At 38.1% G+C, this 12,392-nt stretch carries 10 protein-coding genes; all 10 read right to left on the reverse strand.

Translation table 11 applies throughout. The annotated features are described in order from the left end of the window. Window positions 1-125: 125 nt before the first annotated feature. The 10 genes from gdhA to DPV95_RS10180 all read right to left on the reverse strand — a co-directional run bounded on the left by gdhA (window position 126) and on the right by DPV95_RS10180 (window position 12,183). Window positions 126-1,475, reverse strand: a complete 1,350-nt coding sequence (gdhA, locus tag DPV95_RS10135; protein WP_049367359.1) for an NADP-specific glutamate dehydrogenase — start codon at window positions 1,473-1,475, stop codon at window positions 126-128. Between the two features lie 233 nt (window positions 1,476-1,708). Continuing rightward, complete coding sequence (hemB, locus tag DPV95_RS10140; protein ID WP_049367360.1) at window positions 1,709-2,731, reverse strand: porphobilinogen synthase; 1,023 nt, start codon at window positions 2,729-2,731, stop codon at window positions 1,709-1,711. A 56-nt stretch (window positions 2,732-2,787) separates the two neighbouring features. Continuing rightward, complete coding sequence (gene tatC, locus DPV95_RS10145) at window positions 2,788-3,582, reverse strand: twin-arginine translocase subunit TatC (protein ID WP_049367361.1); 795 nt, start codon at window positions 3,580-3,582, stop codon at window positions 2,788-2,790. A 9-nt stretch (window positions 3,583-3,591) separates the two neighbouring features. Then, entirely contained in the window at window positions 3,592-4,194 is a 603-nt protein-coding gene (gene tatB, locus DPV95_RS10150) for a Sec-independent protein translocase protein TatB (protein ID WP_049367362.1), read from the reverse strand. Between the two features lie 2 nt (window positions 4,195-4,196). Next, on the reverse strand, window positions 4,197-4,427 hold the full coding sequence (locus DPV95_RS10155; protein ID WP_005697873.1) for a twin-arginine translocase TatA/TatE family subunit: 231 nt from the start codon (window positions 4,425-4,427) through the stop codon (window positions 4,197-4,199). 165 nt (window positions 4,428-4,592) lie between these two features. Then, complete coding sequence (locus DPV95_RS10160; protein ID WP_049367363.1) at window positions 4,593-6,512, reverse strand: BCCT family transporter; 1,920 nt, start codon at window positions 6,510-6,512, stop codon at window positions 4,593-4,595. Between the two features lie 64 nt (window positions 6,513-6,576). Beyond that, window positions 6,577-8,604: a BCCT family transporter gene (locus DPV95_RS10165; RefSeq protein ID WP_049367364.1), complete on the reverse strand. Its 2,028-nt coding sequence runs from the start codon at window positions 8,602-8,604 to the stop codon at window positions 6,577-6,579. 256 nt (window positions 8,605-8,860) lie between these two features. Beyond that, the gene (locus DPV95_RS10170) at window positions 8,861-9,142 is read right to left on the reverse strand and encodes an OsmC family protein (protein WP_230845737.1); all 282 of its coding nucleotides are present in this window, start codon (window positions 9,140-9,142) and stop codon (window positions 8,861-8,863) included. A 425-nt stretch (window positions 9,143-9,567) separates the two neighbouring features. After that, the gene (gene nadN, locus DPV95_RS10175; RefSeq protein ID WP_049357781.1) at window positions 9,568-11,379 is read right to left on the reverse strand and encodes an NAD nucleotidase; all 1,812 of its coding nucleotides are present in this window, start codon (window positions 11,377-11,379) and stop codon (window positions 9,568-9,570) included. 24 nt (window positions 11,380-11,403) lie between these two features. Beyond that, window positions 11,404-12,183 carry an amidohydrolase family protein gene (locus DPV95_RS10180; protein ID WP_005645774.1) on the reverse strand — a complete coding sequence of 260 codons (780 nt, stop codon included), beginning with the start codon at window positions 12,181-12,183 and terminating at the stop codon, window positions 11,404-11,406. Between the last annotated feature and the right edge of the window lie 209 nt (window positions 12,184-12,392).

Below are 12,392 nucleotides of genomic sequence, written 5' to 3' on the forward strand. Positions count from 1 at the left end.
CTGAAGATTTTACACTTTTTGAGCAAAAAAGCAAGCCAATAGCCTATTTCTACTTGAGAAATTCACCATAAAAAATGACCGCACTTCATCACAAAGTGCGGTCAATTTTTCATTAATTTATTGGATTAATAAACCCCTTGAGCCAACATTGCATCGGCTACTTTTACAAAGCCTGCTACGTTTGCGCCAACTACGTAGTTAATGTTTGCTTGGCCTTCTGCTGAACCGTATTTTTTACAGTTTGCATGAATATCTAACATGATGCGATGAAGCTGTCTATCCACCTCTTCAGCTGTCCAGTATAAACGTTGTGAACTTTGCGCCATTTCTAAACCTGATGTCGCAACACCACCTGCATTAGCCGCTTTACCTGGGCCAAATAATACTCCTGCCTCTAAGAATGCCTCTGTTGCTTCGATGGTTGTTGGCATGTTTGCACCTTCAGCAACTAATTTCACGCCATTTGCAATTAAGGCTTTAGCGTCTGAAATCTCTAATTCGTTTTGGGTTGCACAAGGAAGAGCGATATCAGCTTTCACTTCCCAAGGGCGTTTACCCGCGATATATTGTAAACCAAACTGTTCCGCAAATTCTTTCACGCGACCACGTTTTACGTTTTTGAGTTCCAATAACGCAGCTAATTTTTCACGGTCAAAACCTTCTGGCAAATACACATAACCTGCTGAGTCAGAACAAGTCACCACTTTCGCACCGAGCGCCATAGCTTTTTCAATGGCATATTGAGCCACGTTACCCGAACCGGAAACTAAAACGGTTTTACCTTGGAAACAATCCCCTTTTTCAGCAAGCATTGCTTGTGCGAAATACACTAAACCATAACCCGTCGCTTCAGGGCGAATTAGGCTTCCTCCGAATGAAAGACCGCGACCAGTAAACACACAGGCTGCTTGATTTGATAATTTTTTCATATAGCCTGCAAGATAGCCGACTTCTCGACCACCTACGCCAATATCACCTGCCGGCACATCGGTATCCGGACCAACATGACGATAAAGTTCAGCCATTAACGCTTGGCAAAAACGCATGACTTCTGCATCTGATTTTCCTTTAGGATCAAAATCTGAACCGCCTTTCGCACCGCCCATTGGCAATGTTGTTAAGGCATTTTTAAAGATCTGTTCAAAGCCTAAGAATTTTAAAATCGATAAGTTAACAGATGGATGGAAACGCATTCCGCCTTTGTATGGACCAATTGCGCTATTGAATTGAATACGGAAAGCTCGGTTTACTTGAACTTGGCCTTTATCATCAGTCCATGCCACACGGAATTGGATTGCGCGCTCTGGCTCAACTAAACGCTCTAATAAAGCTTCTGAACGGTATTTAGGATTTGCTTCCAAGAAAGGCCAGATAGACGTGAAGACTTCACGAACGGCTTGTAAAAATTCAGGTTGGTGGCCGTCACGTTGAGCCACTTTTTCAAGAAATGCGTCTAATGATGCTACTGCTGACATAGGATTTTCCTTCTAGTAGTGAGTTAATATGATGTGTGTAACGTTATTTTATTTATCACCGTCTTGTTGCGGCGTGTCATCAATATAACAATAGAAAAATCAACTAGGCAATAGTTTTTTTATAGAAAAAATGAAGAAAAAATAAAAAACGAGAAAACATTTAATATTTTCTCATTTTTATTAGATGATATCTAAAATTAGTACCAGGATTAGCACTTCAAGTTAAAAAGTGCTTATTTATTTTTACCTTCTAAGTAAAGCCATTCAGCGACTTGCTTCGCAAAATACGTCAAAATACCATCTGCACCCGCACGTTTAAAGCAAAGCAATGATTCCATGATGCATTCTTTTTCTTTCAACCAACCATTTTGAATCGCAGCCATATGCATCGCATATTCACCAGAAACTTGATAAGCAAAGGTTGGCACACCGAAATAGTCTTTCACGCGATATAGCATGTCTAAATATGGCATACCTGGTTTCACCATCACCATATCTGCCCCTTCTTGTAAATCAAGAGCCACTTCTTGCAAGCCCTCATTACCATTGGCTGGATCAAGTTGGTAAGTTTTCTTATCGCCACCTTTCAGATTGCCCGCAGAACCGACTGCATCACGGAATGGACCATAATAGTTAGACGCATATTTTGCAGAATACGCCATAATTTGCGTATTGATATGACCATTTTCTTCCAATGCTTGACGAATACGACCAATACGTCCATCCATCATATCACTCGGTGCAACAATATCAGCACCCGCTTCAGCGTGTGAAACAGCCTGTTTAATCAGGATATCTGTTGTGATATCGTTTAAGACATAGCCTTCTTCATCAATGATCCCGTCTTGTCCGTGTAGTGTATAAGGATCAAGTGCGACATCGGTTAATACACCTAATTCTGGATAAGCGGCTTTCAATGCTCTCACTGCACGCTGTACCAAACCATTCGGGTTAAATGCCTCATCCGCCATTAAAGATTTTTTATCTTGCTCAACTACAGGGAATAATGAAATCACTGGCACGCCGTATTTCACTAAAAGGCCTGCTTCGATTAATAACTGATCGATCGTTAAACGTTCAACTTTAGGCATAGAAGGAACTGGTTCACGATGATTTTCACCTTCAATGATAAATACCGGATAAATTAAATCATTCGCGGTTAAAGTATTTTCTGCCACTAAACGGCGACTAAAATCATGTTTACGTAAACGACGAAGACGACGGGTTGGAAAACCGCCTAAAATTTGTTGAGTCATAATAATATTTCCTGTTTTTATGATGTTAAAAGGGCGTATCACCTACGCCCATTTTCTTAATCTTTGTGATTCAAATCACCCTGATTTTCTACCGCACTTTCCTCATCAGTTGTCTCTTCTTCATCCTCTTTCGGTTGATAGAAACGTGCAACTAACAAGCCTAATTCAAAGAGAAGACACATTGGTACAGCAAGTAAAGTTTGAGAGAACACGTCTGGTGGCGTTAAGATCATACCAACAAAGAATGCTCCCACAATAATATAAGGGCGTTTTGCCGCCAATGCTTTCGTGGTTGTGACACCTGTCCAGCAAAGCAAAATAATGGCAACGGGTACTTCAAAGCACACACCGAAAGCCAAGAATAATGCGAGTGCAAAATCAAGGTAACTGCTGATATCTGTTGCGATAGCGACCCCTTCTGGTGCAGTTTGCGTAAAGAAACTAAACACAAAAGGGAAAACAACATAATAAGCAAACGCTACACCGCAATAGAATAAAACTGTACTGGAAAATAATAACGGATAAATTAAACGTTTTTCATGTTGATACAGTGCTGGTGCAACAAACGCCCAAATTTGATAAAGCAAATAAGGTACAGAAATAAACACCGAAACAATCGCGGTTAATTTAATTGGCGTAAAGAAAGGCGTTTGGATATTAGTCGCAATCATGGTCGCGCCCTTTGGCATCACTGCTGTTAAAGGTGCGGCGACAAAATGATAAATATCATTAGAAAAATAAACCAACGCCACAAAAACCACTAAAATACAAATTACACAACGTAATAAGCGGTTTCTGAGTTCAACAAGATGGGTAATTAACGGTTGGGAATCGTCCGTCATATTGCTCATAATTATTCTCTAGGACTTCGCTTCAGATTTGGGTGCTGGCTGTAGCTCCACATCATCCGGCGAATAGTAATCGGATAAACGCTCAGTTAATTCAGCTTGTTCATGAGGTTCAAGTGCGGTCAAATCCACTTCTGTTTTTTCAGATTCCAAAACCTCAGCGGTTTCATTCTCTGTATGTTCTGTAGATGCGGTTTTAACTGTTTTTTCTGCTTCTTGTGAGTTTACCTCAAGTTTTTCCGCAGAATCAGCCGGATTTTCAGCTGCACTTTTAATTTCTTTAATTTGCTCTTCCACCGTTGTGCCTGCTGCAGCCGCTTTTTCTTCTAGCTCTGCACGCATTTTTTGGGCTTGCTCTTTCAGCTCTTCAACGGTTTTACTTAAATCTGGGGAAAGCTGTTTAAGATTAAGTTGTTCCGCTTTCTTAATACTATCTTGCAACTCTTGCAATTTAAGCTCTTGTTTTAATTCATTTTGAACATTAGCTGCCAATCCACGGATCGTTTTCACCCAGCCCATTACCGTGCGAATAGCCACAGGTAAACGCTTAGGGCCTAGTACTACTAAGCCCACAAGCATCAACAAAACAAGTTCGGAAAAACCAATATCAAACACGGTTATGCCTGTTCTTTATCTTTTACAGTTTCAGTTTTTTCAGCGGTGTTTGTACCGTCTTTAATTTGAGTAAATTCCGCATCTTTTTTCGGCTCGTCATCAGACATCGCTTTTTTAAAGCCTTTTACTGCTGCGCCAAGATCGGATCCCGCATTGCGTAATTTTTTTGTACCGAATACTAATAAAATTACGACTAATAAAATAATCATTTGTGCTGGGGATAAACCAAACATAGAAAAACTCCGTTAGAATTAAATTGAAAATTTGGGCTTGAATATACTCTTTTTATGCATTTGTCTCAAGAGGTAATTTTAAAAGTGCGGTCAAAAATTTAGAGGATTTTCAACCGCACTTTCGTCTTATTATTCAGCCAGTTCTGTTTACTCATGAAACAGAAATTATGAAATAACAAAATCCAGTTCTCTCATGTATCGCTCATAACATTGCAAGATGTCCACGATCAAATCCTCTTCCTTTGTGATATTCAAAGGATAACCTTCCAATTGAATATTGGTGGAAACCATTAATGCATGATGAACTTGTGCTGTTTCAGATACAGGCTTCTCAAACAAGGTAATTTGGTAAAAAAAATCTTCTGCTAATCCATTTTCAATAGAAAGGACCAGTTGATTATTATCGACGTCAAAACGTTGCTGTAATGTCACATTTAGACCATAGGTACCGATGAGTAACTGGCGCAACTCTCTCATTGCCAAAAGCGCCGTTGTTTTTAAATGTAAAATGGCATCATCTCGCTTAGGTTCAATCACTAACTGTCTTAAACGGCTACGCCAGTTTGCACCTGTCCACAAATCTGAAACCTCTGTGGAATAATATTGACGTTCAAATCGTAAACCTTTCAACAAACTCCATGCCATCACTGACATCAACAGAGTAAAAGGTAAAGAGAAAAACAACATCGTTGATTGTAGTATTTCAATACCGCCAAAAAGGTAAAGCACAAACGTAACTGCTGACAATAAACCACCCCAAAACATAGATTGCCAACGAGGTGAAACCTGGCTTTTGTCTTCAATTGCGATATTATTAAGCGTATAAATACCAAAGTTAATGGTTACAATAAAAAAGAGTGTGATAATAAATAAAGCTAACGTTTTAGTTAAACCGGAATAGGGTAAATAACTCAAAAAATCAAAAAGAAGTGATCCCACATCATTTACAGCTCGACCTAATGCCCCCTTAGCAAGATGCTCATTCACCCAAATTGCTCCATTACCAAATACCGTGAACCATAAAACGAAGAATAAACTTGGTACCATCAATACGCCGAAAATAAACTCCCGCAAAGTTCGTCCACGAGAAATCCGTGCGATAAAAATCCCAAAGCCTGGCGCCCATGAAAACCACCATGCCCAGTAAAAAACTGTCCAATCCATAAACCAGTCTAGATGTTCTACATCATAGGCATAAGCCTTGAAGCCGACTCTAATTAAACCGCTTAAGTAGGTACCAATATTTTCTGTAAACGCAGAAATTAAATATATTGTCGGACCGAATAACAAAACCAGTAGCATAAAGAGAAATGTGACGCCTAGATTAAGCTCACTAAGAATGCGGAATCCGTTAGCTATGCCCTGCAGTGAAATTAAAATAGCAATGATAAAAACACTCACCAAAATAAGGGGAACCAAATACGGTGAGTTATCCAATAAATGCATGGAATGGAACGCTGCAGCTAATCGAATTGCACTGTAACCTAAAGTTGCGACCACGCCAAATAAGGTAGTGCAAATTCCGAGAATATCAATGATATCCCCGACTCTTCCATTAATCTTTTCTTTCAGTAAGGGATAAAAACAAGAACGTAAAGAAAATGGCAATTTATAGCGAAATCCGAAGTAAGCAATCGTAAGTGCGATCAATCCATAAATAGCCCAAGCACTGATGCTCCAATGAAAAATACTAAAAAATAATGCCGTTTTAACTTTCTCATATTCACCTATTGGTGAAAGAAAGTGTGAAAGCGGTTCAGCGACACCAAGAAAAACAATGCCAATACCAATTCCAGAGGTAAAGAGTAATGCAATCCAAGAGCCTAATTTAAACTCTGGTTCTTCCTCATCACTCCCGAGTTTAATATCGCCATATCGTCCTAATGCCAAGAAGAGTAAAAAGAATAGAAAAAATGCACTCAGTAAAATATAAAACCAGCTAAATTGAGAGAAAATAAATGCTTTCGCCGCAGCAAGATAAGATATCGTTTGCTGCGTATCAAATAAAAGGGCTGCAATAATCGCTAAGCTTAAACCTAAACTGCCCCAAATAACATTTGCTTTGAACGTATTTTGTATCTTCATATTTGTTTTAAGATAAAAAGTGCGGTTAAAAATTTAGAGGATTTTCAACCGCACTTTAGTCTTATTATTCAGCCAGTTCAGTTTGCTCGTGTGCCATCAATTCTTGGCCAACGTCATCTAGCAAACTTAAGTAACGTTCATAATGTTTCAACATATCAGCAATTAATTCATCTTGATCCATATATTGCACATCATAACCCACTCGACCATCAAAGAAATAAGTGTATGGTTCATAAGTCATACTATGCTGGATATGTGGCAAGTTATCGTCATTAATTAATTGCTCTGACACCTCACGACCGATAGATTTCACCCCATACATAAAGTCTCGCATCAAATCTTTCTGAATGACTAACTCGACTGCAGGTTCATCTTGATCAAATAACGTGTTAATTTGTACGCTTAAGTCATATTTGCCAATCAACTCTTGACGTAATTCACGCATAGCTGGTAGAACCGTATGTTTAAGGAAACGTAAAATATCTTTTTCTTGCGTTTGGTTCATCATTTGTTCCAAACGTTCTTTCCATTTATCCCCCGTCCAGAAAATACTGGTTGGATTAACTTTGGTATCAAAATATTTTTTATCCGCACTCAAGCCTTTCCATAAACTAAAGCACATCAGCAACATCAACATCGCAAAAGGTAATGCTACCAACAAAGTCATGGCCTGCAGGTTTGCCAAACCACCCGATTGCATTAAAACAATCGCGACGACTGACATTAATACACCCCACATTACGGCCTGCCAACGAGGTGCTACAAGGCTTTTATCGCGTGATGCAATGTTATTTAATACATAAATACCAGAGTCTGCCGAGGTGATAAAGAATAAAGAAATCACCACCAAACTCACTAAACCGGTCACACTAGAAAGCGGTAAATAATCTAAGAATTTAAAGAGCAACGTTTCAGGCGAGGAAATCATTTGTCCTAACGTACCTGCAGCTTCCCCATCATTCAACCAAATGGCTGTATTACCAAATACGGTAAACCACAAGATACCGAACATGCTAGGAATCACCAACACGCCGAAAATAAATTCGCGAATTGTACGTCCTTTCGAAATACGAGCAATAAATAAACCGACAAATGGCGCCCAAGAACACCACCATGCCCAATACAGAATTGTCCAACCGCTAAACCAACTAGTATGTTCTTGTTCATAAACATAGGTTTTGAAACTTAATTGTACTAAGTTGCTGAGATAGGTTCCGATGTTGTCGCTGAACGCTGATAACAAATAAAGTGTTGGCCCCGCCACTAAGACGAAAATCAACAAACAGAAAGCTAGTGTTAAATTCAGCTCACTTAAGATTTTTACCCCTTTCCCTACGCCAGAAATCGCGGAAAATGTGGCTAAACTCATTACCACAGCAATCACAACCATTTGTAAGCTGAAGCTATTTTCACTAATCCAGCCTAATTGATGTAAGCCTGCACCCAATTGTGATGCACCAAAACCTAATGTCGTGATAACACCAAATAAGGTGGCAAGTAACGCCATAATGTCGATAAGATCGCCTAACTTGCCATTAATACGCTCTTTCAATAACGGATAGAAACAAGAACGTAATGCCAAAGGTAATTTGTAACGGAATCCAAAGTAAGCCAATGCCAATGCAATCGTGCCATACACCGCCCAGGCATGAATTCCCCAGTGGAATAAGGTGTGTAACAAGGCTTCTTGTTGCTTATGCTCTGCACTGCCTGTGGTAATATCAGATAAGTAATGCGTCAATGGCTCTGCGACACCAAAGAACATCAACCCTACACCCATGCCGGCAGCAAATAACATTGCCAACCAAGAGAGAAAACCGAATTCAGGCTCTTCTTCATCATTACCCAATTTGATATTACCTAAGCTACTGACTGATAAAATGACTAAAAAGCCCAAAAACACTGAGAATGCTAAGACGTAAAACCAACTAAAGTTGGCAAAAATGCCTGATTTGGCGGCATTTAATAAAGTTTGCGTTTGTTCAGGTGCGATTAAAATCATCGCGACAAGTAACACCACAAAAAATAACGTTGCACCAATCACTAAAGGATTGAACGACGTTTGCTTTTCCATAAATTTAGATAAAGACAACGCTTTCCCCTTAAAAATTAAGTGAATAAAAAATAAAATCAGATTAAATAAAACAAGATCTTAAGCCCTAAATAGTGCGATGGAACCATCGCAAATGACAGCACGGAGAAGTGCGATTTTGAAGGAAACGCTCAGTAGGATTTGAGTGGATTGTTTCCAAAAGTGCATTTATGGTATCAAAAAAAACCAATTGTTTCAAATTAGGAAAATATTAATGGTGTTTAATTTAAGTCGTATTTTTAACTGATATAATGAATTACAAAACTTGCTCAAACAAGACAGTAAAAGAAAACGTTTTATTTAATGTGTTGTAGATAAAACAATTTCTTAATGCAGCTTCAGTAAGCTTATCAAACGTCTGATCATCTAAATCAGATGAAATAAAAATTTTAATTTTACAATCGGTTATGTGTGGAGGTTCATCATAACCATGCACACCAAGTAAGGTTAAAGGATTGGCGAGGTTGAGCCAAATTTTTCCTTCCATTTCTACAATATCGGCACGTTGTTGAACAAAATGCGCTTTTACACTACTCAAAATGCCAATGCAGTTAAGTCATCGGAGCAAGGGAAAAACTCTACAAACGTCTAGCAAAAATGGTTGAGCATAACTTTACGGAAGCAGAACAACACCATAGACATAGTTATGCCCATTACAGAGGTTCGTCGAAAGTACACATGCAAGCAAGCAAGCAAGCAAGCAAGCAAGCACAAAATATCAAGAAAATGCCCTTGTGCTATGGGCTTTTTTACGCTTTTTATAATTCAGACTTTATTAATATGAGGTAATGATAAAAACTCTACGAAACTGACTGCTTGAATGGCAATCTAAAGTGAAATGTAATAGAAAGAGATAAAACGACAAAAAATAAACCCACCTTTACCAGATGGTCTATAAAGTGGGTTTGCCTGAGGTATAAAATCGAGTGTTAAATACGCGCTATTTTCAATATATTTTAGCTTTTATTTTTTAGGTAACGCATCACTAGAAGCATTAAATTTCACATTTGATGAAGTGTAAGCCTCAAAGTGCGGATGTTTTTTCATAAATTTAATGAAACTTTCCGCATCAGGCAAGTAAGTATCAACGCCTTCATATTTCGGATCGTTAAATAATTTACCAAAAGTTTTGTAACCATCTTTACCGCTAGCTACATAAGCATTAGTACCAACGAGATAACGTTTATTATCATCAATTGGTTCCCATTGTTGGGTTTGTTTATTCAATACTTCCACGCTGACTAAACGTTTACCTTCCGCATTTGGTATTTCATTCGCTTCGTAACGAATGCCCGCGCCATAAGGGAATGCCCCTGTAGAACCATCAACTAAAGCAAATTGCATCGCATCTTCAAGCACTTGTTTCACTAACGAACCTTCCATTTTATAGGTATATAACGTATTCCCGAAAGGTAAGAAAGTATAAGCATCATTAAAGGTTACATTGCCTGGTAAAATATCCGCACGAACACCGCCTGCATTTTGAATGGTTAAATCCACTGTTTTGAGTTCGTTATACATTGTTTCTGCAATAAAACGCGTTGCAATAGAACCTTCTGGATTTGAGCCTGCTTTATTTGGGATACGATTTGCTGAACCACCCGGCATTGCAGAACCGGTGATGACGCCAACAATTTCTTGTGCTAAACGATCTTTTTCACTTTTATATTTTGAAATAAGCATGTCTGTTTTTGCATCATGATCATCAAGTGAAATACTCTTCATTGACTTTAAAGTATCAAGCGCTTTTTTACGTTCATCGCCTGTTAATTCAGTCCATTTACCTTCCGCATTTTTCACTTGAAGTTTATGAGAACTCATTAACACATGAGGAATTTTACGAGTAATAGACGCAATACCTTCAGGACTGAATTTAACACCTAAGTCACCCACAACAGCAGAATAAGCCCAACCTTCCATTACAAATACCGGTTCGCCATTCGGATTTTTAAATTCAAGCGGATATTCATAGATTACTGGAAGTTTTAAACCACGTAATTCATCATTTCCGTATAAATAATGTGAATCCCCAGTAACGATCACATCAATATCATTTACTTTTTGAGCAATTTCGATATTTTTTTCACTTCCTGCATGTGAAAGTAAAATGATTTTATTAATGCCTTGTTGTTTTAGCGCATTTGCCATAATTTGTGCGGTAGCAATTTCATCATAGAACTTCACATCCTTACCTGGTGAAGATGAATTAACCGTTTTATTCACGGTATCTAAACCGATAATGGCAATTTTTTCTCCATCCACAGTGAAAATATCGTAAGGTTTCCATTTGTTATATAAAATTGAATTTTTATCAGGAATAACATTGGCTGAAAGTACTGGAATTTTTAATGGCTCGAGTAGTTTTAATAAACCTTCATTACCCGCGTCAAATTCATGGTTACCCAAAGTAAAATAATGGAAATTACCAGCATTCATGACAGCCGCATCAGCGGAACCGCCAAAAAGTGTGAAATACAGCGTACCGGTAATCGCATCACCAGCATGTAGCACTAATGGATTTTTATACTTTTTACGTAACTCATAAAGTTTTCCATTCACAGCAGAAAAACCGCCAATATCAACCTTTGTTTGTTGACCATTTAGATTAATTCTTGCTTCGTGCGGTTCCAAATAAGAATGGTGGTCGTTAATATGTAAGATACTTAACTCCACAGCTTTATGTGCTTGCGGCGCTTCTTTAGCAAAGGCTGCACCTGAGCAAAGCATTGCTAACGCACTAACTGCAAAGGTAACTGATTTTTTAGATAAAAACATAATGGCTCCTTGTGAGTAAACGGATTAATTTAAGCCTTCAAGCATTGCTTGGAAAGTCTTATAACGAATAGCATAGTTATTGTGTTGAAGATTTTCACGTGCTTGATCTAAATACGAAAAATCATCAACCTCCACCCCTTTAAATTGGCGAGCAAACATCATATTGGCTAGAGCGAGGCGGGGCTTAATTTCAGAAGAAGGGGTTATCAAACTCACTCGATTCTCAGTAATAGAAAAAGTTGTTTGATTAGGAAAATCTTGACGCATCTGTTCAATAATTTTTTGAAATATGCCTTTAGCATCCAAAGACAATAATATAATTTGATCTGGTTTGGCTCCCCTTTCTAGTAAAGCCTGAACAAATTGCTCCGAATTATCTGTTTGACGAATATAAATTTTTGCCTGCTCATTCGCTAAAAAAGACACCAATAAGTTTTTCTTCATTTCCTGAATTAAATTAGCATCGCCAGTATTTATCGGCTCAAAGTATAAGTAATCAAGAAATTTAGGAGTGAGATTTTTATCTGTTTTAAAAATGCGAGTTAGGATTTTTTCGCTTATTTGGATCTGATTATCTAGGAATTGAGGAGGTAAAGAAAAAAGTGCGGTGAGTTTTTTCTGTAAAATCGAAACTTGTTGCTTTTCTTGTTTGGCTAAAGCGATTGAAAATTGTTGTTTTAAAGCCTCAGCGGACTCAGTAGATACTGATTGTTGAGAAGACGGAGGAGGACTCGCTATCACAGATTGTTGAATGCCAATACATGACGCTAATCCAAGTAACACAGAATGAAAACCGATTTTCATAATAAACCTCATTTAACTGATATTTTATCAATATAAAATACCGCTTAACGCGTAAACTTGACCTAAAACTATTTGAGAGTTTCTTAGATTATACGTAAAACAAAATTGCATGTGAATGATAATGTTTACCTTTTCAAGAGAATATAACGTACTTATTAGAATGCTCATCGAAAACTCGCAATTTTGCTCAAAAAGTATAAAATTCGCAA

It is taken from the genome of Haemophilus parainfluenzae, assembly GCF_003252755.1.
GTDB classification, from domain to species: Bacteria; Pseudomonadota; Gammaproteobacteria; order Enterobacterales; family Pasteurellaceae; genus Haemophilus_D; species Haemophilus_D parainfluenzae_N.

What these genes read in the sequence shown, in the direction of transcription:
- nadN (WP_049357781.1), bottom strand. Translation starts at nt 11,379, where the DNA reads ATGTTTTTATCTAAAAAATCAGTTACCTTTGCAGTTAGTGCGTTAGCA.
- DPV95_RS10155 (WP_005697873.1), bottom strand. Translation starts at nt 4,427, where the DNA reads ATGTTTGGTTTATCCCCAGCACAAATGATTATTTTATTAGTCGTAATT.
- DPV95_RS10180 (WP_005645774.1), bottom strand. Translation starts at nt 12,183, where the DNA reads ATGAAAATCGGTTTTCATTCTGTGTTACTTGGATTAGCGTCATGTATT.
- gdhA (WP_049367359.1), bottom strand. Translation starts at nt 1,475, where the DNA reads ATGTCAGCAGTAGCATCATTAGACGCATTTCTTGAAAAAGTGGCTCAA.
- DPV95_RS10160 (WP_049367363.1), bottom strand. Translation starts at nt 6,512, where the DNA reads ATGAAGATACAAAATACGTTCAAAGCAAATGTTATTTGGGGCAGTTTA.
- hemB (WP_049367360.1), bottom strand. Translation starts at nt 2,731, where the DNA reads ATGACTCAACAAATTTTAGGCGGTTTTCCAACCCGTCGTCTTCGTCGT.
- tatC (WP_049367361.1), bottom strand. Translation starts at nt 3,582, where the DNA reads ATGAGCAATATGACGGACGATTCCCAACCGTTAATTACCCATCTTGTT.